Here is a 19583-nt window from a genome sequence, read left to right as displayed (position 1 = left end):
AATTCCCTGGGGCCGAACCCTTGCGGGAGCGCACCGGGCGTCCCTAGGGTGAGGCTGCGAACAAAGGCGCGGCCTCCCGCTGTTCAGCGGTGCGAGGCGGCCGCCGGGCCCTGATCCGCCGGACAGGCCCCGGCCCTCCCCCTTCTCTCCCCTTCTCCCCCAGTGCCCCGCACCCCGTGCGCCGCGCCTGGGAGGCGCCCCCTTCCCCAGAGGAGTCACCGGTGAGCGCATCCGACACCGATCCCGTCCGCCACCACATGGAGCGGCTCGCCGCCGAGGGAGTCGATGTGGTCCGGGTGACCTACCCCGACCTCATCGGCACCGAGCGGGCCAGGGACGTCCTGCTGGACCACCTTCCGGCCGCCTGTGCGCACGGGCTGGCGTTCTGCCGCGCCGTGTACCACACCAGCCCCCAGGGCGACACGGTCGCCGTCGCCGGGGGCCTGGACGCCGGGCTGCCCGACATCAGCGTCACCCCCGATCTGGACACCCTCACGGTGCTGCCGTGGGAGCCCGGGGTCGCCACCTGTCTCGGCGACGTCACCGACCCGGCCACCGGCCGGCCCGCGCCGGAGTCGCCCCGCGATCTGCTGCGCGCCGTGCTCGGCCACTGGGCCGCGCAGGGCCTGCGGCCGGTGGTCGGCCCGGAGCTGGAGTACTTCCTGTGCGAACCGGCGCCCGACCGGTCCGGGGGCTGGCGCCGCACCAGCGACGCACAGGGCGTCGTCTACACCGCCGGGCTGCGCGCCGACCCGGACAACCACCTGCTGCGCACCCTGCGCCTGCTGCGCGACCTGAACATCGGCGTCACCAGCGGCAACCACGAGTACGACGGGGGCCAGTTCGAGATCAACCTGACCCACGGCGAGGCGCTGGAGGCCGCCGACCGGGCCTTCCGCTTCAAGGCCGCGGTCAAGGAACTGGCGCGCGCCGAGGGCCGGTTGGCGACCTTCATGGCCAAGCCCTTCAACGACGCCGGCGGTTCGGGCTTCCATCTGCACCTCTCCGCGCTCGACGACCGGGACGACAAGGGCGTACGGGACGACGAGGGCGGCCGGAACGGCCGGGAGGCCAACGCCTTCGACGACCCCGCCGCCCCGTACGGCCTGTCCGCCACCGCGCGCCACGCGATCGCCGGGGTGCTCGCCCACGCGCCCGCGCTCGCGGCGCTGGCCAACCCGACCGTCAACTCCTACAAACGCTTCGGGCCCGACACCATCGCGCCCTGGCTGGTCGACTGGGGTCTGGACAACCGCAGCGCCATGGTCCGCGTCCCGCCCGAGCGCGGCTCCGGGGCCCGCTTCGAGCTGCGGCTCGGCGACGCGGGCGCCAACCCGTACCTGCTGATCGCCGGGACGCTCGCGGCGGCGCTGCTGGGCATCCGGGCCGGTCAGGAGCCGCCGGCCCCGCTGGAGGGCTACGGCTACGACACCAGCAGGTCCGCCGTGCTGCCGATGTCCCTGCCCGCCGCGCTGGACGCGCTGGAGGCGGACACCGAGCTGACCGGGCTGCTCGGCAAGGACTTCACCGCCGCCTACCTCACGTACAAGCGGGACGAGGTGGCGCGCTTCCAGCGGCACGTCACGGACTGGGAGTTCACGGAGTACGGCTACCACCTCTGAGCCGTAAGCGGCCGTGCAACCCACGAAGGCGCCCCACCGGACCGGCCGGTGGGGCGCCTTCGTACGTGATCGGGTCAGCTCGGGTCGTGGCGGAAGAAGGTCTTGCCGGCGATCCGCCACCGCCCGTCCTCGCGCACGAGCGAGAAGTGGTTGGTGAAGTCGTGGCCCTGGTAGCCGTACTCCTCCAGCACGGCCACGGCCACCTCGCCGCTCACCTCGACGGAGCGGACGGTGTACGTGTAGCCGGACGTCCACGCGGCGGGGTCGGTGTCGGCGGCGACCACCTCGCAGAACGCCTCGATCGGGGCCGACACCAGATCCGGGCCCAGATGGCCCCACATGTACGCGTCCGGCCGGAAGGCATCCCGGACGGCCGCCGGGTCGGCGGCGCTCACCGCGGCCACGTACGCCTCCACGGCGGCCTCGACGGCGTCGTGCGCCTCGGTACGGTCGGTCATCGCGGTCTCCTCGCGCGGGTCAGCCATGGTGAATCCACACCCCCTTGGTCTCGGTGAACACGTCCAGGGCGTGCGCGCCCATCTCGCGGCCCCAGCCGCTCGCCCCGAACCCGCCCCAGGGCGCCGCGGGGTCGGGGATCGCCGGCATGTTCACGAACACCGCGCCGGCCCGGACCCCGGCCGCCAGCCGGTGCGCGGTCTTCAGGTCGCGCGTCCAGACGGCGGCGGCCAGGCCGTAGCGGGTGTCGTTGGCCCGCGCGGCGAGGTCGTCCTCGTCCTCGTAGGTGAGCACCGGCAGCACGGGGCCGAAGACCTCCTGACGGGCGATCGCCATCTCGTCGCGCACCCCGGTGAACACGGTGGGCCGGTAGAAGTTCCCGGCCGACAGCGGTCCGTCGGCACGGGCTCCCCCGGTGACGACTTCGGCTCCCTCGGCGACGCCCGCGCGGACCAGCCCGTCCACCCGGTTCAGGTGCTCGTCGCTGACCAGGGGGCCGAGCTGGGTGTCCGGGGACAGGCCGGGGCCGAGGCGCAGGGCGGCGACGGCCGCCGCCAGCTTCTCGGTGAACTCGTCGGCGCGGCGCGCGTCCACGTAGAAACGGGAGTACGCGGCGCAGACCTGGCCGCTGTTGAGGAGGGCGCCCTGCACATTGCCCCGGACGGCGGCGTCGATGTCGGCGTCGCGGGCGACGATGCTGGGTGCCTTGCCGCCGAGTTCCAGGGTGACCCGCTTGAGGTCGTTCGCGGAGGCCCGGACGATCTCCTGGCCCACTTCGGTGGAGCCGGTGAACGAGACCTTGTCCACGCCGGGGTGCTCGACCAGCGCCCGGCCGGTCGCCGGGCCGCCGGTGAGGAGGTTGACGACGCCCGGCGGGAAGCCGGCCTCCTCACACAGCCGCACCAGGTGCACGGTGGTGAGCGGGGTCTGCTCGGCCGGTTTGACGATCACGGTGTTGCCGCAGGCCAGGGCGGGTGCCAGCTTCCAGGCCGCGATCATCAGCGGGAAGTTCCAGGGCGTGATGAGCGCGCACACACCGACCGGTTCGCGACGGGTGAAGTGCAGGGTGTCGGGGAAGGAGACCGGGCTGACCGCGCCCTCGATCTTCGTCACCCACCCCGCGTAGTAGCGGAAGTGCTCCGCGGCCCCGGCGACGCTCACCGACCGGGCCACGTCCAGGGGCTGGCCCTGGTCGCGGGTCTCCAGCTCGGCGAGCCGGTCCGCGTCCCGTTCGATCAGATCGGCGACCCGCCACAGCAGCCGGGCCCGCTCGGCGGCGGACAGCGCGGCCCAGGCCGGGTCGGCCAGGGCCCGCCGGGCCGCGTCGACGGCGGCGTCGGTCTCGGCCGGTCCGGCCTGGGCACAGGTGCCCAGGACCTCCCCGGTGGCGGGGTCGCGGGTGGTGAACTCCGTTCCGTCACCGGCGGCGGTCCACTCGCCACCGATGAACAGCCTGCCTCGCACATGCATGGCGGTCCTTCGTCAAGTCTTCGTCGGGGGCCCGGAGCGGGCCCGGTGGTCCGCCGGAGGCGGATCAGTTGTCGAGGTTGCGCATCAACCGGTCGACGTAGGCGCGGTATTCGGGGATCAGCGCGCCGTCGGGGAACATCAGCGAGGTGACGTTGGCGCCGATGGAGACGCCGATCACCTCCCCCGCCAGCTCGGAGACCGCGGGCGTGTCCGGGGTCTCGCCCCTGCCGCGCGCGGCGGCGATGCGCTCGGCGAGCCGGCGGCGCCAGACGTGGAGGTGTTCGCGGTAGAGCGACGCCAGTTCCTCGTTGGCCACCGAGTGCTCCCACAGCGCGAGCAGCACGCGGGCGGAGTCGATGCGGTACTGGTCCAGCGGCAGCGTCGCCTCGACGTCGTGGCGCAGGGCCTCGCGCGGGTCGGGGGCCGGCTCGCTGGGACCGATCTGCTCGCTCATCTCCGCCAGCACGCTCTGGAACGTGGCGGCCACTATGCTGTCCTTGCTGGGGAAGTAGCGCTTCAGCGCACCGTTGGCGAAGCCGGCCTCGGCGACGATGCTGCGCATGGTCGCGGCCTCGAAACCGCCCTGGATGATGAGCTTCTTCGCGACCGCGACAATCTCCCGGCGGCGCTGATCGTGGTCAATGATTTTAGGCATGGTCTTCCCTACGGTACTGGCGAGGCGGCTGTCGCACGAAGCCCGAGCCAGCTCCGTCTGCGCTCCGCCTGCCGGGCCGGATCGGCGACCGGCGAGGCCAGCAGCAGCCTTCGCGTGTACGGGTGTTCGGGCTCCCGGGTGACCGTCTCGTTGGGGCCGGTCTCCACGCATTCGCCCTGGTACATGACCGACACCCGGTGGCAGATGCGCCGTACGACGCCGAGGTCGTGCGAGACGAAGAGGTAGGAGACCCCGGTCTCGCGCTGGATGTCGATGAACAGGTCGATGACCGCCGCCTGCGTGGTCAGGTCCAGGGCGCTGACCGGTTCGTCGCAGACGATGAGGCGCGGACGCCGCACCAGCGCGCGGGCGATGGCGATGCGCTGGCGCTGGCCGCCGGAGAACTCGCTGGGGTAGCGCCCGACGGTGTCCGCGGGCAGGCGCACGTGGTCGAGCATCTCGGCGACCGTGGCCCGTGCCTCGGCGCGGCCGGTGCCGGACGCGGTGAGCGGTTCGGCGAGGATCTGACCGACCGTCATCGTCGGGTCGAGCGAGCCGTAGGGGTCCTGGAAGACCACCTGGAGGTCGGCGGCCAGCCTGCGGCGGGCGGCGCCCTTGAGGTGGGTGATGTCCCGGCCGTCGAAGCGGATGCTGCCGGAGGCGACCTCGGCCAGGCCCAGGATGGCCTTGCCGAGCGTCGACTTGCCCGACCCGCTCTCGCCGACCAGGCCCACGCACTCGCCGGCGCCGATGGTCATCGAGACGCCCTTGAGCGCGCGGAAGGTGTCGCGTCCGCGCCGGTAGTCCACGACGACGTCGTTCACCTCCAGCAGCGCCGCGTCGTCCCGGGCGTCCGTGTCCTTCTTCATCTGCGCGCCCTCCGCTTCCTTGTCTGCTCCGGTGCCGGTCATGTCGTCACCTTCCGGGCCCCGTGCCAGGCCGCGTCGAGGTCGTCGCGGCTCTCCGTGTCGTCCTGCGAGGCGCGGATGAGTTCCGCGGTGTACGGGTCGCCGGGTTCGGCGAAGATCCGTTCGACGGTGCCGGACTCGATGATCCGGCCGTCCTTCATGACCGCGACCCGGTCGCAGATGTCGGCGACCACGCCGAAGTTGTGGGTGACGATGACGAGTGCCATCCCGTACTCCTGCTGGAGTTCCCGCAGCAGTTCGAGGACTTCTGCCTGGACCGTGACGTCCAGCGCGGTGGTCGGCTCGTCGGCGACCAGCAGGTCCGGTTTGCCGGCGACGGCGCCGGCGATCAGGACGCGCTGCGCCATGCCGCCGGAGACCTGGTGCGGGTAGGAGGCCATGACGCGCTCGGGGTCGGTGATGCCGACGCGTACCAGTACCTCGCGCGCGCGTTCGCGGGCCTTGGCCTTGGTCAGTCCGTGCACCGCGCGCAGCGGCTCGGTGAGCTGGTGGCCGATGGTGTAGCAGGGGTCCAGGTTGCTCATCGGCTCCTGGGGGACGTAGCCGATGCGGGTGCCGAGCAGGGCATGGCGCCGGGCGCGCGGCAGGCCGGCCACGGATTCGCCGCCGATCCAGATGCCGTCCGCGGCGGCGCTGCCCTCGTCGGGCAGCAGGTCGAGCGCGGAGAACATGGTCTGGGACTTGCCGGAGCCGGACTCGCCGACGATGCCGAGGACCTCGCCGGGGGCGACGTCCAGGCTGACGCCCCGGACGACCTGCTTGTCGCCCTGCGGGGTGCGGTAGCCGACGCGGAGGTTCTCGATGCGCAGCGCGCTCACCTCCACCGGGTGGGTCAGCTCGCCGCTGGCGGGGGTGGTGGCCTCGGTGCGCCGGTCGGCCGCCTTGTCCCGGCGGCTGCGGGGCGCGGGGGTGGTGCGCGCGCTGACCAGGTCGGCGAGGGTGGAGCCCATGAACGCGAGGGCCGCGATGGTCACGCCGAGCGCGACGGAGGGCCACAGCAGGATGAGCGGGTGGGTTCCCATGGTGCGGAAACCGTCGTTCATCATCTGGCCCCAGTCGGGCGTGGACGCGGTGCCGACGCCGAGGAACTGGAGGCCGGTCTGCATGCCCATGGCGACGCCGGCGGTGAGCGCGGTCTGGATGATGACGGGGGCGCGGACGGCGCGGAGCATGTGGGCCCGGAGAATCCGGCCGTGGGTGAGTCCGGCGACGCGGGCGGCGTCGACGTAGGGCTCCCTGCGGACGGCGAGTGCCTTGGAGCGGGAGATGCGGTAGTAGCCGGGGGCCATGAAGGCGCCCACGGTGACCATCAGCACCGTGAAGTCGGCGCCGGTGCCGGCGGCGACGATGAGCAGGACGATCATGCCGGGGACGGACTGGAGGCCGTCGCTGATCCAGGAGCTGATCCGGTCGGTGAGGCCGCCGAAGTATCCGGCCGCGACGCCGGTGGGGACGCCGAGTCCGACGCCCACGAGGCAGGCGACGGCCGCGCCGTAGACGGTGGTCCGGGCGCCGTACAGCAGCCGGCTGAAGATGTCGCGGCCGGCCGAGTCGCCGCCCATCCAGTGGTCGGCGCCGGGCGGTGCCTGGGTGAGGTTGTAGTCGACGAGGTTGGGGTCGTGCGGAGCGAGCAGCGGGGCGAAGAGCCCGACGATGACGACGAGCAGGAACACCGCCAGGGCGGTGACGCCGAGCGGGCGGCGCAGATAGCGCGCCCACAGTCGCTGGTCGGCCCGGACGGCCGCCGCGTCCGTTGCGGGCAGTGCGGCTTCGGTCATATCTCGCGCACCTTCGGGTTGATCCACCCGAGCACGAGGTCGAGCAGGAAGTTGATGAGGACGACGAAGACGACGGTGACGGCGGTGAGGCCGAGGAGGATGGGGATGTCGCCGATCTGGGAGGCGGACTGGGTGAGGCTTCCGATGCCCGGCAGGTTGAAGATGATCTCGACGACGATGGCGCCGCCGAGCAGTCCGACGAACATCACCGCGAGGACGGTGAGCGCGGCGGGCGAGGCGTTGCGCAGGACGTGCAGGGTGACGCGGCGGGAGGACAGGCCGCGGGCCTTGAGGGTGCGGACGAAGTCCTGCTTGTTGACTTCGAGGAAGCCGTTGCTGAGCTGTTCGGCGATCATGACGATCGCGGCGAGTGCCAGGGCGACGGACGGCAGGGTGATGGAGCTGAGCCAGGCCGACGGGGACTGGCCGAAGGGTACGTAGCCCACCGCCGGGAACCATTTGAGCCGCACGGCGAACGTCATGACGAGGACGAGGCTGACCCAGAAGCCGGGCAGCGCGAAGAGGACGACGGAGGCGACCTTGAGGACGCGGGCGAGGAGGCCGCCGGGGCGCAGCCCGGTCGCGACGCCGACGACCAGTCCCAGCACGGCGGCGAGGAGGGTGGCGGCCAGCACGACCGAGAGGGTGACCGGTACGCGCAGGGCGATCTGGTCCGAGACGGGCTGGAAGTTGCGCCAGGACGTGCCGAAGTCGCCGCGGATGGCGTGCGAGAACCAGTCCCAGTACTGGGTGATGATCGGGCGGTCCAGGCCGAGCTTCTCGTGCAGTGCCGCCCGCTGTACCGGTGTGGCGTTGTTTCCGAGCAGGCCGGCGGTGGGGTCGCCGATGGCCAGGTGTGCCAGGAAGAAGGTGGCGGAGGTGACGACGAGCAGGAGGACGAGTCCGGAGAGCAGTCGCCGTATCGTGAATCTGATCATGTTGGGCCCCTCTGACGGCGGGGCCGCCCGGCGACCGGGCGGCCCCGCCTGTACGGGTACTAGCCGCGCTGGACGAACCGCAGGGTCGGGAACATCATTCCGGTGATCGGGGTGACGGTGATGCCCTTGACGCTGAAGTAGGTGTTGTTCGCCTGGTACCAGACGTCCTGCCAGGCCTGTTCGGTGATTTCCTTGTTGAGCTGCTGGATGAGGGGCACCTGGGCGTCGCCGGTGGCCGCCTCGATCTTGCCGACCAGCTCCTTGACCTTGGGGAAGTCATCGGTGGAGGGGTTCGGGTTGAACCACTGCTGGGAGGTGATCCGGCCGTCGACCGAGGCCGCCGGGTTGGAGTCCAGGGCCAGGACCGCCACGAACATGGGGAAGGTGGCGGCGTTCTTCTGGTAGTCGGCGGGTGACAGGTTCTTCCAGGTCACCTTGATCCCGATCTTGCCCAGGGTCTGCTGGACCGAGGGCTGCCACGGCTGGAAGATCGACGACATCGGCATGGTGACCTTGAAGCCGTCGGGGTAGCCGGCTTCGGCCATGAGCTTCTTGGCCTTGTCCAGGTCGAAGGCGTACCGGGAGTTCAGCGTCTCGTCGTAGACGGGGCGGCCGGCCGGGAAGACCTGGTTGGTGGCGACGCCGGCGTTCTGGCCGACGGACTTGAGCATGGCTGCGCCGTCGAAGGCGTGGCTGATGGCGCGGCGCACCCGGACGTCGCCCAGCGGCTTGAGCTGCTTGCCGGTCCGGTCGGTGTACTGGAGGCCGACCCAGGTGGCGACGTCGGAGGCGACGTTCCAGCCGTTGTCCTTGGCGCGCGGGATGTCCGCGGCGTTGGCGTAGGCGATGTCCAGCTGGCCGGAGAGCATGGCGTTGAAGCTGGCGGTCGGGTCGGCGATGGGCTGGATGTGCACGGTGGAGAAGGGGTAGGTCTTGTCGTCCCAGTGTCCGGACTTCTTGGCGAAGACGTAGTCCGAGCCGGGGGTCGACTTGCCCTTCTCGTAGGTGTAGGGGCCGGAGCCGACCGGCTGGTTGGCGAGGGTGTCCGCCTTGATCGCGGCGGGCGAGGCCATCCAGCTGCGGCCGATGCCCATGTAGTAGAGGAGGGCGTCGTCCTTCTTCTTCAGGTGGAGGGCGATGGTGTCCGCGTCCACCTTCTTGATGTCGGTGACGTTGTCGTAGGTGGAGCCGGAGCGGACGCCCGCCTTGAGGTGTTCGAGGTTCTGCACGGCGGCGTCGGCGTCGAACGCCTGGCCGTCGCTGAACTCGACCCCGGTGCGCAGGTCCATGGTGAGGGTCAGGAAGTCCGCGGAGTACTTCCACTCCTTGGCCAGGCCGGGGACCGGCTTGGATTCCTTGTCGAGGGAGATCAGCGGGTCGTAGAGGGCCGAGAGGTAGGGGCCGTCGAACCCGATGTCGGCCTGGGCGGGGTCCCAGGAGGTGACATCGAGGAGGGTGCCTATCCTGATGTCCTCGTCCGCGGTACCGCTGCCGGAGGTCGTCGTGTTGGTGCACGCGGCCATCGCCATCGCGGCGACCGCGACAACTGTGGCTCTCCAGATTCGCTTCATGGAGTCTTCTCTCACGTAAGAAGGGGCGCTCGTACCGGATCGATGCGGGAGAGGAAGGGAACCGCCGACCCTCTCGCCGTCACAGCGCTCGGCGCAGTTATGAGAGTGGGTGCGCGGAAGAGTTGGTCTGCCCGCCACCTCACGTGTCGTGGGCGTTAGTCTACGGGCGTCGGCCAAAAAGGCAATGGCCCCGTCGCGGCCAATTCGGGAGCGACGGGGCCATGGGTGGGCCGAGGGAGAACGTGCAGGTCAGACGGCTTCCGCGACCACGACTCGGGGGCTTCCGGGCAGGGCGATCACCTCACGCCGGCGCCATCCAGCGGCCTCCAGCCAGCCGGTGACTTCGGCCTCCGGATACACGACCGTGCCGTCGATGACAAAGTACTCGCCCGCGTGCAGGGCGTCGATCGGCCGCTGGCGCTCGTCGTCGTCCAGCAGGAAGTCCAGCAGGAGCAGGGTCGCGCCGGGACGCGCCGCGGCACGGGCGTTCACGAGGATCGCGCGGTTCTGCTCGGCGGTGAACCGGTGGATCACGTGGTTGACCATGACGAGGTCGTGCTCGCCGCCCGGAGCGGCCTCGTCGGTGGGCGCGGGCTCGATCGTCGCCCGGTCCGAGAAGCCGGCGGCCGCCAGCGCCTCGGTGAGCGACTCGGTGGAGGCCGGGTCGAAGACGAAGCGGGCCGACAGCTCCGGGTTGGCCCGCAGCGCGCCGAGGGCGAATTCCGGCGAGAGGCCGCCGAGGTCGAGCAGGCTCTTGTACGGGGTGAAGTCGAAGGAGCGGGCCAGCATGGCGGCGTGCAGCGCGTTGTAGCGCATGACGCCGGCCATGAAGGTCGCCCAGCGGCCCTCGTCCATCGCCAGCTCGCCGGGCTTGGTGGTGTCGACGGTGGCGTCGAACTGGAGCCAGTGGCCGTAGCTGATCTCGTTGAGGAAGCCGAGGAAGGGGTGGAGGTCGAGGTCGCCCTCGCCGCTCAGGTGGGCGGCGGCGTCCGGGGCGAGCCGGTAGCGGCCCTCGGCGCGCTCCAGCAGGCCCAGGCCGTTCATGGAGTCGGCCAGGATGCGGGACATCTTCTCGCTGAGCCCGGTCGCCGCGGCGATCTGGGCCACGTCGCGCTCGCCGTCCGCGAGGGCGCGGAAGAGGCCGGTGCGGGCGGCGGCGAAGAGCTGCTTGGCACCCATGTAGCCGATCGCGATGTCGACGATGCGGTCGGGCGTTGCGGGGGTGGGCGTGGTGGTCATGCGGTCCTCCTGCGGGTGGGGTGGGTGGTCGTGGGGCGGGTACGGGGGTGGCGGGGGTCCGGCGGAACCGGGCGGGTCACCAGGTGCCGTCCGGGGCGACGTCGCGGTCGAGCCAGAGGTCGGCCACGGCCTCGCGCAGGGCCGCCGCGCCCACCCGGTCGAGCAGGGCGACGGCGCCGGCGTTGTCCTCCAGCTGGGCCTGCCGGGAGACCCCGACCAGGACGTTCGCGGTCGCCGGGTTGGCCAGGCAGAACGCGATGCCCAGCTGGGCCGGGGTGGCCCCGAGGCTCTCCGCCAGCTCGCGGACCCGCGGGTAGGCCTCGGCGACGCGTTCCCGGATGCCGCCGACGTCGGCACCGATCTTGCGGTTCGGCCGGAGGTTTCCGACCAGGATGCCGCCCTCGAAGACGTCGGAGGCCTGGAGGGCCAGCTCCCCCGACTCGAAGAGGGGGGCGTAGTAGCGGCCCTCGGCCATGGACCTGCGGACCAGGCCGTACTTGAGCTGGGCGAACGAGGGCGGCACCAGTCCGCGGGCGCGGGCGATGTCGAGCGCGGCCCGCAGATCGTCGTAGCGCCAGTTGTTGACGCCCCAGGTGGTGAAGCGGCCCGCCTCGATCTGCTCGGCGACGTCGGTGACGACCCGCTCGACGTCGAGGTCGCCGAAGTAGTCGCCGACGACGACCATGTCGGCGCTCTCGACGCCGACGCGTTCCAGGGATGTCTCCATCTGCTGCGTGAAGCCGGTCGCCGGGTAGTCCCAGAGCCAGAGCTTCCCGCAGAACCGCCAGTCGGCGCGGGCGAGCCCGGCCTCCCGTACGGCCCGGCCGAAGATCAGATCGGTGCGGGCGTTCTCCGCGTGCGGGCCCATGTTGTAGTGCGCGACGTCGAAGAAGGCACAGCCCAGCTCGGCTGCCCGTGCCACCAGCGACACCGCGTCATCGAAGTCCATCCGGTCCCAGGTGTTCCAGGACCCCAGTGCCAGTACCGGCACCTCGGGGCCACCCGGGCCCAACGGACGGTGGGGAACAGACTTTTCGGCGCTCAAAGCTCCTCCCGAAGCCTCGGCTTTTTCGTCTACGCTTGTATACTATAAATCGGACCGCCGGGACAGAGGTCTCGGCGCGAGGGGAGTAGGGGAGTGACGATGAAGCGCACACGCACCGTGCTGGTGACCGGCGGAGCCGGCGGGATCGGCCGGGCGGTGGCCGCGGCCTTCGCCGCCGCCGGGGACACCGTGGTGATCGCCGACCGGGACGCGGAGCGCGTCACGGCGACGGCGGCGGAACTGGGCGTGCACGGCCTGGCCCTGGACATCACCGACGAGAGCGGGATCGCCAGTGGGCTGGACGAGGTCCAGGAGAAGTTCGGGCCCGTCGACGTGCTGGTGAACAACGCCGGCCTGCTGACGCTGCACGGCACGGTGCTGGAGCTGCCCGGCGCCGATCTGGACACGATCCTGCGCACCAATGTGGTGGGCACCTTCCTGATGACCCAGCAGACGGCCCGGCGGATGGTCGAGGCCCAGGTGGCCGGGGCGATCGTCAACATCTCCTCGATCGGCGGCCGGCAGCCCACGCCGGGCATGGGCGGCTACGAGAGCAGCAAGGCGGCCGTGGACGCGCTCACCCGCTGGGCGGCGATCGAACTGGCCCAGCACGGCATCCGGGTCAACGCCGTGGCGCCCGGCCCGGTGCTCACGGACATGCTGGCCGCGGGCATGCCGGAGGGCTCCCCGCAGCGCAAGGCGTGGGAGGACCGCATCCCCCTCAAGCGCCTGGCCCCGGTGGAGCAGGTCGCCGCGGCGGCCGTGTTCCTCGCCGGGGACTCCGCCGCCCACATCACCGGCACCAGCCTCCCCGTGGACGGCGGCCAGCTGCTCGTGTGACCCGTACCGGCCCGTGACAGTGGCCCCGGAGCAGGCATCGCGCCTGTCCCGGGGCCACTGTCGTACGTCAGGGCGCCTGCGGGGCCGGGGCCGTGCGGTCGTGGACGATCCGGCCGTCCACGACGGTCAGGTCCACCTCGACGTCCGGCAGCTCGGCCGGGGCCAGGGTGAGCGGGTCGGCGGCCAGGACGCACAGGTCGGCCGCCATGCCCGGCGCCAGGGTGCCCTTCCAGGAGGCGGCCGCGTCCTGGCGGGCCGGCTCCACGGTGTAGCAGCGCAGCAGCCGCTCCATGCGCGCCCGGGGGTCGGCCGCCGCCCCCATCCAGGCGTCGGCGGCCGCGATCTGGCGCCGCCAGTCCGGCGAGAGCACGGGCGCGTCGGAGGTCAGGCACATGCTCACGCCCGCGTCCAGCGCCGCCTGCAGCGGCCACGCCGCCTCCGCCGAGCCGGGACCGAGCGCGTCGTTCACCAGGGAGCGGGTGCGCACCGCGATCTCCGGCTGGGTGTCCAGGCCCACCCCGAGCGCGGCCATCCGGCGCAGCTGGGGGCCGGTGACGAGGTCGCCGTGGATGATGTAGTGCCCCAGGTCGACGTCGTGCTCGGCCCTGGCGCGTTCGACCGCGTCGAGCGTGACGTCGATGGAGCGGTCCCCGGTGGCGTGCACGCCCACCTGCTGTCCGGCCCGGTGCGCGGCGACGATCATCCGCGTCAGGTTGGCCTCGCGTTCGGCGTCGTCGCCGCCCGCGACCAGCAGGGACGGCCGGATGCCGTCGGCGTAGCAGTGGTGGGTGTAGGCGGACCGCATCGGCGGTATGCCGTCGGCGAATATCTTGACGCCGGCGAACCGCAGCCAGCGGGGGTCGGCGGTCGTGCCGTCGGCGGCGGAGAGCCCGGCGAGGAAGTGCTCCAGGTCGCTGGGTCCGTCCAGTTCTCCGTACAGCCACAGGACGGTGATCCGGGCCCGCAGCAGTCCTTCGGCGGCGAGCGCGCGGTACTGCTCGGCGACCGAGCTGCCGAAGGCGCCGGTCCGTCCGCCGTCCTCGCCGGGGCCCAGGCCGGGTTCGGTGTAGCTGGTGATGCCGAGGGAGGCGGCGAGGTCCCCCGTGCGCAGGATCGCCCGGCGGCGCGCGGCGTCGTCGGGGAGCGGGTGCTCGGGGGGCGGGCCGGGCGCGACGGCGTCGCCGAAGAGGGTGTCGGGCCACATCGCGCCCAGCCAGGTGCCGTGCAGATGGGCGTCGTTGATGCCGGGCAGGACGGCGCGTCCGGCCAGGTCGATGACACGGGTGCCGGGGCCGGCGAGGGCCAGCACCCCGGGGTCGTCGCCGACCCGGACCACGGTCCCGCCGCGCAGGGCCACGGCGGTCGCGCCCCGGGCGCCGGGCGCCATGGTGTGGACGACGCCCCCTCGCAGGATCAGGTCGGCCGGTGTGTTTCGGGCGTCGCCGTCGGCTGTGCGCACGGGTGCTCCTCGTCGCTCTCAGGGTCTCGACATTTGAGTCGACAGCCGTAGACTAACCCATCGTCGAGCCCCTTGATCCGCTCGATACGAAGGAGTTGTGATGGACATTCCCTCCTCGACACGCGCCGCCGTACTCACCGCGCACGGCGCCTCGTTGGACCTCACCGACCTGCCCCTGCCGCCCGCACCGGAACGCGGGGCGGCCCTGGTGCGCATCACCCGCACGACCCTGTGCGGCACCGACATAGAGATCTGGTCGGGCAAGATGAGCTTCCCCGGCATGCTGCCGATGGTCCTCGGCCACGAGATGGTCGGCGAGATCGTCGCGCTCGGCGAGGACACCCGGGACGCGCTGGGCCGCGAACTGTCCGTCGGCGACCGCATCGGCTGGTCGGAGTCGACCTGCGGCGCGTGCCACGGCTGCGCGGTCCTGCGCGAGCCGGTCGCCTGTTCCTCCCGCGGCTACGGCTTCATGCAGCGCGCCGACGTCCCGCCGTACGCCACGGCCGGGCTGTGCGAGTACGCGTACGTCGTCCCCGGCGCGGCCAAGCTGCGGCTGCCCGAGGAGATCCCGGACACCTGGGCCGCGATGGCGGGCTGCGCGGCCAAGACCGTGCTGCGGGCGTTCTCGCGGGCCGGCGGCGTCCGCCCCGGCTCCCGGGTCGTCGTGCAGGGTTCCGGGGCCCTCGGCCTGTTCGCGACCGCGGTGGCCCGGATCGGCGGCGCCGGCAGCGTGATCAACGTCGGGGCTCCCCCGGCCCGGCTGGCGCTGGCCGGCTCATTCGGCGCCGACGCCACCGTGGACATCGCCACCGGCTCGGAGGCCGTCGTCTCCCGGGTCCGGGAGCTGACCGGCGGCCACGGCGCCGACCTGGTCCTCGACTTCGCCGGCGCCCCCTCGGTGGGCCGGGAGGCCGTGGAGATGGCCGCCCAGCGCGGCCGGATCGTCGTCGTGGGCAGCACCGGCCCGGTCTCCGAACCGATCGCCCTCGGCACGGTGATGGGCAAGGAGCTGACGATCACCGGTTCCCTCAACGGCGACATCGCCGACTACCACGACGCCATCGGCTTCTTCACCTCCTTCGCCGACCGCATGCCCTGGGACCGGCTGTTCGGCGAGCCGGTCGGCCTGGCCGGGGCGTCGGAGCGCATCGCCGCGATGAGCAGGCACGAGGAGATCAAGGCCGTCATCGATCCCCGGCTCGCCTGAGCGGTCCGGAGAAAGGAACCACACACGTGACCACCACCCCGCTCCCCCGGCGCCGGATCGGCAGCAGCGACCTGGAGGCGTCGGCACTGTCCCTCGGCTCCTGGCACACCTTCGACCGGATGGACTTCGCGGACGCCGTCACCATGGTCCGCCACGCGCTCGACGAGGGCGTCAACCTGTTCGACGTCGGGGTCTACGGCATGCCCGGCATGCCCCCCGTCTTCACCGATGTGATCTGGGGCTCCCTCATGCGGGCCACCGGCGCCCGCCGGGACAGCTACCTGGCCTCGGTGAAGCTGTGGATCGAGGGCTTCGGCGAGCAGGGCTTCGCCCCGCAGCTGAAGAACGCGTTCCTGCGCACCGGCCTCGACCACGCCGACCTGGTGATCCTCGGCGACCTGCGGCGCGACGACGTACGTCTGGAAGACCTCGTCGACGACCTCGCCGCACTCGCCGGCGCCGGGCTGATCCGGGCCTGGGGCGTCAACAACTGGTCGGCGTCCAACATCCGCGCCCTGCGCCGCATCGCCGCCGAGCGGGGCGTCGCCGGACCGCAGATAGCCCAGCTCAAGTACAGCCTGGCGCGGCGCTCCATACCGGACGGCGAGCCGTTCGCCGAGCTGTTCGCGGACGGGTTCACCATGCAGGCGTCCGACGTCCTGGAGGGCGGCATCCTGGCCGGCCGCGTCTCGCCGGAGCGGGAGATCGGCCGCGACCCCGGCTCCATCCGCGAGGCGATCGTGGCGACCGTCCCGGGCATCACCGCACTCGCCGGGGACCTCGACACCACGCCGGCCCAGCTCGCCGTCGCGTTCACACTGACCCACCCCGCCAATGTGACGACGCTGGTCGGCGCATCGCGGCTGGAGCAGGTCGAGCAGAACCTGGCCGCCCTGGACCTGGTGCGGCGGGTCGGCGCCGAGGAGCTGCGCGCCCTGGTCGAACCGTTCTGGTGCGACCGCGGCGTCGTCGACCCGGAAGGGCCCTGACCATGACCCCCTCACCGCATCCGGAGGGGCCACGCCCCCTCCCCGTGCCCGTCCCCTACGACCCGGAGCTGGAACCGGGGCTGGCGGCCTGCCGCGCGCTCATCGAGCAGATCCCGCTGCGGCCGGACACGATCCTGGCCAACCGGGCGCACTTCGAGACGATCGTGCCGCCGGTCGAGGCCGCCGTCGGGGACCGTCCGGTGGAGGTCGAGCACCGCACCGTGCCGGGCCCGGCGGGCGCGCCTGACGTGGAGCTGACGATCCTGCGCCCGCGGGGCGGGGTCCGCGACGCGCCCGGCATCTACAGCGTCCACGGCGGCGGCATGGTCCTCGGCAACCGGTTCTTCGGCATCGCGGGCCTGGTCGAGGAGGTGCTGGAGTACGGCGCCGTCGCCGTCAGCGTCGAATACCGGCTGGCTCCCGAGCATCCGGCACCGGCCGCCGCCGAGGACTGCTACGCCGGACTGCTCTGGTTCGCCGGGCACGCCGCCGAGCTGGGCGTCGACCCCGCCCGGATTCTGGTCGGCGGGGCGAGCGCGGGCGGCGGCCTGAGCGCGGCGCTCGCGCTGATGGCCCGCGACCGCGGCGGCCCGGCCCTGGCCGGACAGCTGCTGGACTGCCCGATGCTGGACGACCGCAACACCACCGTGTCCAGCAGGCAGTACGACGGCATCGGCATCTGGGACCGCAACAACAACGACACCGGCTGGTCCGCGCTGCTGGGCGCGGACCGGGGCACCGACGCCGTCTCGCCGTACGCGGCGCCCGCGCGGGCGGCGGACCTGTCCGGGCTGCCGCCCGCCTACATCGCGGTCGGCGCCGCCGAGGTGTTCCGCGACGAGTCGGTGGAGTACGCCACCCGGATCTGGGCGGCCGGCGGGAGTTGCGAGCTGCACGTCTGGGCGGGCGGCTACCACGGCTTCACCGGCTTCTCACCGGAGGCCGAGGTGTCCCGTGCCGCGGTGGCCGCCCGCGCGTCCTGGATGCGGCGTGTCCTCGGCAGCGGCGGCCGGCCCCGGTGACCGAGACCGCCGAACGCGGCGCGGCGCGCGTGATGAGCGCGCGCCGCGCCGCGTTCGTTCTGGGGTCGCTGGAGGTGTTCGGGCCGCTGTCGATGGACCTGTCCATGCCGCTGCTGCCGCAGCTCGCCAAGGACCTGGACACCAGCAGCAGCCTCGCCCAGGCGTCCATGTCGGTGTGCATGCTGGGGCTCGCGCTGGGCCAGCTCGTCACCGGTCCACTCAGCGACCGGTTCGGCCGGCGGCGGCCGCTGCTGTGGGGCATCGCGCTGTTCACGCTGTTCTCGCTGCTGTGCGCGTTCGCGCCGAACATCGAGATCCTGCTCGTGACCCGGTTCCTGCAGGGGCTCACCGGGTCGGCCGGGGTCGTCATCGCCCTGGCCGCCGCGCGGGACATCGCCTCGGGCATCGAGCTGGCGCGGCTGCTCAGCCTGCTCGGGCTGGTCGGCGCGCTGGCCCCGATCCTGGCGCCGGTGGCGGGCGGGCAGCTGGCGGCGTTCCTGGACTGGCGGGGCCTGTTCGTGGTCCTCGCCGGGGTCGGCGGAATACTCCTGGCCGTCGCGGGCACGGCGCTGCCGGAGACCCTGCCGGCCTCGCAGCGGCACGCGGGCGGGTTCGCCGAGACCGGGCGCCGCTTCGGCACGGTCCTGCGCGACCGGCTCTTCGTCTGCTACCTGCTGGTGGGGGCGTGCACCGGTACGGCCTTCTTCACGTATCTGGCGTCGATCAGCTTCGTGCTCCAGGACGGCCACCACCTCAGCCCGCAGGCGTTCAGCGCGGTGTTCGCGGCCAACGCGATCGTCGCCGTGTTCGGGTCGCTGGTCAACCGCGGTGTCGTACGCCGGGCCGGGCCCGCGCGCATGTACGTGGTGGGCACGACGGCGACCGCGGTGGCCGCGCTGGGCCTGCTCGGCGCGGTGCTCACCGGTTCCGGGCTGCCGCTGCTGCTCGTGCTGCTGGCGCTGGTGCTGTTCTGCTACGGGGTGATCAGCCCGAACAGTTCGGCGCTGGCCCTGGCCGGCCACGGCGAGCGTGCCGGTACGGCGGCGGCCCTGCTCGGCATGTCGAGCTTCGCCGTGGGCCCGGTGGTCGCCCCTCTGGTCGCGCTGGGCGGGGCGGCCGATCTGACCATGGCCCTCACCATGGCGGTCGCCACCGGGGTGGCGTGCGTGCTGGTGTGGACCGCGGTGCGGCCCCGGCTGCGCCACTGAGCGGCTGTCGGGCGGCCTCCCGAGCCGGGGCCGCCCGACAGCCTCCGGGCCGCATGGACCACGAAAGAGCCGGACCGCGTGCTGCGGTCCGGCTCTTTCGGTGCGGGGGGCGGGTCAGTCGGTCTGTCCGCCCGGTTCCACGATGCCCAGGCCGTCGGCGCCGACCTGGACGGCGGACTCGTCGAGCACCGCCTCGGCGACGGGCTGGAGGCGGCCGTCGAGGTCGAGGACCGGGGATGCCTCCTTGTACCAGGACTCGATCACTGCGTTGCCCCAGAAGTCCCGGCGGCGGTCGTCGCGGACGTTCCACCGGTAGGTCTCGTGGTCGGGGTCGCCCGTGTAGTAGTCGGAGGTGTAGATCTCCACCCGGTGCCCGTCCGGGTCGCGCAGGTAGAGGTAGAAGGCGTTGGAGACACCGTGCCGGCCGGGGCCGCGCTCGATGTGGTGCTCCTTGCGCAGCGAGCCGAAGAGGTCGGCGGTGCGCAGCACCTGGTGGGACTCGTGGGTGGCGACGCCCACGTGGTGCAGCCGGGGCCCGGCGCCGCCGGTGAAGGCGACGTCGTGGACGGTCTGCTTGCGGTACATCCACGCCGCGTACAGCTCGTGCTCGTCGCCCTCGATGGTCTCCGAGCAGCCGAAGCCCAGGGCCTTGTAGTGGGTGTAGGCGGCGGGGATGTCGGGGGTGCAGATGTTGAAGTGGTCCAGGCGCGCGATCTCGGCGCCCCGGCGCAGGTCGTAGCGCTGGATGAGGCGCTCGGCGCGCTCGATCTCGTGGAAGAACTCCACCGGGAAGCCGAGCGGGTCGATGACGCGGACGGCGTCGCCGACGCCGGGAGTCCCCGCGCCCTTGGGGACCCGGCGCACGGGCCGGCCCAGGGCGCGGAAGTACTCCTCGGCGCGGTCGACGTCCTCGGGGGTGCGGACCCGGTAGGAGATGTGGTCCAGGGCCGCGGTCTCCCCCTTGCGCAGCACGAGGGAGTGGTGGGTCAGTTCGTCGGTGCCGCGCAGGCACAGCAGGGAATCGTCCTCGTACTGGATGTGGAAGCCGAGCATGTCGCCCCAGAACCAGCGGGCCCGGTCCAGGTCGGTGACGACCAGCTGGGCGTAGGCGGAGCGGACGACGTCGGGAGGTGTACTCATGGGTACGGCTCC

17 protein-coding genes are annotated in these 19583 nt (G+C 72.4%); 6 read left to right on the top strand and 11 right to left on the bottom strand.

The window, feature by feature from the left end; genetic code table 11:
- Positions 1-221 precede the first annotated feature (221 nt).
- A complete protein-coding gene (locus tag DNK56_RS30995; protein WP_111339079.1) occupies positions 222-1622 on the top strand; it encodes a glutamine synthetase family protein in 1401 nt (466 codons plus the stop codon).
- Positions 1623-1696: 74 nt separating this feature from the next.
- Here the strand turns inward: DNK56_RS30995 and DNK56_RS30990 are convergent, their stop codons facing one another.
- From DNK56_RS30990 to DNK56_RS30950, 9 genes are all read right to left on the bottom strand, one after another.
- Positions 1697-2107 carry a nuclear transport factor 2 family protein gene (locus DNK56_RS30990; RefSeq protein WP_111339078.1) on the bottom strand — a complete coding sequence of 137 codons (411 nt, stop codon included), beginning with the start codon at positions 2105-2107 and terminating at the stop codon, positions 1697-1699.
- Positions 2100-3548, bottom strand: a complete 1449-nt coding sequence (locus DNK56_RS30985; protein WP_199563570.1) for an aldehyde dehydrogenase family protein — start codon at positions 3546-3548, stop codon at positions 2100-2102. Before DNK56_RS30985 ends, DNK56_RS30990 begins: the two co-directional genes overlap by 8 nt.
- A 64-nt stretch (positions 3549-3612) precedes the next feature.
- A complete protein-coding gene (locus DNK56_RS30980; protein ID WP_111339077.1) occupies positions 3613-4203 on the bottom strand; it encodes a TetR/AcrR family transcriptional regulator in 591 nt (196 codons plus the stop codon).
- A gap of 8 nt (positions 4204-4211) precedes the next feature.
- Positions 4212-5114, bottom strand: a complete 903-nt coding sequence (locus DNK56_RS30975) for an ATP-binding cassette domain-containing protein (RefSeq protein ID WP_446750386.1) — start codon at positions 5112-5114, stop codon at positions 4212-4214.
- Complete coding sequence (locus DNK56_RS30970) at positions 5111-6910, bottom strand: dipeptide/oligopeptide/nickel ABC transporter permease/ATP-binding protein (protein WP_111339076.1); 1800 nt, start codon at positions 6908-6910, stop codon at positions 5111-5113. Before DNK56_RS30970 ends, DNK56_RS30975 begins: the two co-directional genes overlap by 4 nt.
- Positions 6907-7848 (bottom strand): ABC transporter permease, encoded by a 942-nt coding sequence (locus tag DNK56_RS30965; protein WP_111339075.1) that lies wholly within the window; start codon positions 7846-7848, stop codon positions 6907-6909. Before DNK56_RS30965 ends, DNK56_RS30970 begins: the two co-directional genes overlap by 4 nt.
- A gap of 59 nt (positions 7849-7907) precedes the next feature.
- Positions 7908-9419 (bottom strand): ABC transporter substrate-binding protein, encoded by a 1512-nt coding sequence (locus tag DNK56_RS30960; protein WP_111339074.1) that lies wholly within the window; start codon positions 9417-9419, stop codon positions 7908-7910.
- A 249-nt stretch (positions 9420-9668) separates the two neighbouring features.
- Positions 9669-10658, bottom strand: a complete 990-nt coding sequence (locus tag DNK56_RS30955; RefSeq protein ID WP_111339073.1) for a methyltransferase — start codon at positions 10656-10658, stop codon at positions 9669-9671.
- Between the two features lie 76 nt (positions 10659-10734).
- Positions 10735-11649: an aldo/keto reductase gene (locus DNK56_RS30950; RefSeq protein ID WP_241990141.1), complete on the bottom strand. Its 915-nt coding sequence runs from the start codon at positions 11647-11649 to the stop codon at positions 10735-10737.
- Between the two features lie 153 nt (positions 11650-11802).
- On the opposite strand from DNK56_RS30950, the gene DNK56_RS30945 reads away from it, so the two are divergent.
- Positions 11803-12543: an SDR family NAD(P)-dependent oxidoreductase gene (locus DNK56_RS30945; RefSeq protein ID WP_111339071.1), complete on the top strand. Its 741-nt coding sequence runs from the start codon at positions 11803-11805 to the stop codon at positions 12541-12543.
- A 67-nt stretch (positions 12544-12610) separates the two neighbouring features.
- Here DNK56_RS30945 and DNK56_RS30940 read toward each other — a convergent pair whose 3' ends face one another.
- Entirely contained in the window at positions 12611-14002 is a 1392-nt protein-coding gene (locus DNK56_RS30940) for an amidohydrolase (protein WP_199563571.1), read from the bottom strand.
- A gap of 100 nt (positions 14003-14102) precedes the next feature.
- On the opposite strand from DNK56_RS30940, the gene DNK56_RS30935 reads away from it, so the two are divergent.
- From DNK56_RS30935 to DNK56_RS30920, 4 genes are read left to right on the top strand one after another with little or no spacing between them, the layout of a single operon-like run.
- Entirely contained in the window at positions 14103-15212 is a 1110-nt protein-coding gene (locus DNK56_RS30935) for a zinc-binding dehydrogenase (RefSeq protein ID WP_199563572.1), read from the top strand.
- A gap of 26 nt (positions 15213-15238) precedes the next feature.
- Positions 15239-16201: an aldo/keto reductase gene (locus DNK56_RS30930; protein WP_111339070.1), complete on the top strand. Its 963-nt coding sequence runs from the start codon at positions 15239-15241 to the stop codon at positions 16199-16201.
- A 2-nt stretch (positions 16202-16203) separates the two neighbouring features.
- Complete coding sequence (locus DNK56_RS30925; protein ID WP_111339069.1) at positions 16204-17223, top strand: alpha/beta hydrolase fold domain-containing protein; 1020 nt, start codon at positions 16204-16206, stop codon at positions 17221-17223.
- Positions 17220-18431: a multidrug effflux MFS transporter gene (locus DNK56_RS30920; RefSeq protein WP_241990140.1), complete on the top strand. Its 1212-nt coding sequence runs from the start codon at positions 17220-17222 to the stop codon at positions 18429-18431. The genes DNK56_RS30925 and DNK56_RS30920 overlap by 4 nt, the downstream gene beginning before the upstream one ends.
- A gap of 114 nt (positions 18432-18545) precedes the next feature.
- On the opposite strand, the gene hpaD is transcribed toward DNK56_RS30920, so the two are convergent.
- Complete coding sequence (gene hpaD / locus DNK56_RS30915) at positions 18546-19571, bottom strand: 3,4-dihydroxyphenylacetate 2,3-dioxygenase (RefSeq protein WP_111339068.1); 1026 nt, start codon at positions 19569-19571, stop codon at positions 18546-18548.
- Between the last annotated feature and the right edge of the window lie 12 nt (positions 19572-19583).

The sequence above is a fragment of the Streptomyces sp. AC1-42W genome (assembly GCF_003248355.1).
In the GTDB taxonomy this organism is placed as follows: Bacteria; Actinomycetota; Actinomycetes; order Streptomycetales; family Streptomycetaceae; genus Streptomyces.
This window is presented reverse-complemented; position numbering and strand designations above follow the sequence as displayed.

Bases quoted from the DNA above. Each gene is read 5' to 3' on its own strand.
- DNK56_RS30985 (WP_199563570.1), bottom strand. From the start codon at position 3,548: ATGCATGTGCGAGGCAGGCTGTTCATCGGTGGCGAGTGGACCGCCGCC.
- DNK56_RS30960 (WP_111339074.1), bottom strand. From the start codon at position 9,419: ATGAAGCGAATCTGGAGAGCCACAGTTGTCGCGGTCGCCGCGATGGCG.
- DNK56_RS30935 (WP_199563572.1), top strand. From the start codon at position 14,103: ATGGACATTCCCTCCTCGACACGCGCCGCCGTACTCACCGCGCACGGC.
- DNK56_RS30965 (WP_111339075.1), bottom strand. From the start codon at position 7,848: ATGATCAGATTCACGATACGGCGACTGCTCTCCGGACTCGTCCTCCTG.
- DNK56_RS30945 (WP_111339071.1), top strand. From the start codon at position 11,803: ATGAAGCGCACACGCACCGTGCTGGTGACCGGCGGAGCCGGCGGGATC.
- DNK56_RS30970 (WP_111339076.1), bottom strand. From the start codon at position 6,910: ATGACCGAAGCCGCACTGCCCGCAACGGACGCGGCGGCCGTCCGGGCC.
- DNK56_RS30975 (WP_446750386.1), bottom strand. From the start codon at position 5,114: ATGACCGGCACCGGAGCAGACAAGGAAGCGGAGGGCGCGCAGATGAAG.
- DNK56_RS30980 (WP_111339077.1), bottom strand. From the start codon at position 4,203: ATGCCTAAAATCATTGACCACGATCAGCGCCGCCGGGAGATTGTCGCG.
- DNK56_RS30955 (WP_111339073.1), bottom strand. From the start codon at position 10,658: ATGACCACCACGCCCACCCCCGCAACGCCCGACCGCATCGTCGACATC.
- hpaD (WP_111339068.1), bottom strand. From the start codon at position 19,571: ATGAGTACACCTCCCGACGTCGTCCGCTCCGCCTACGCCCAGCTGGTC.
- DNK56_RS30990 (WP_111339078.1), bottom strand. From the start codon at position 2,107: ATGGCTGACCCGCGCGAGGAGACCGCGATGACCGACCGTACCGAGGCG.
- DNK56_RS30925 (WP_111339069.1), top strand. From the start codon at position 16,204: ATGACCCCCTCACCGCATCCGGAGGGGCCACGCCCCCTCCCCGTGCCC.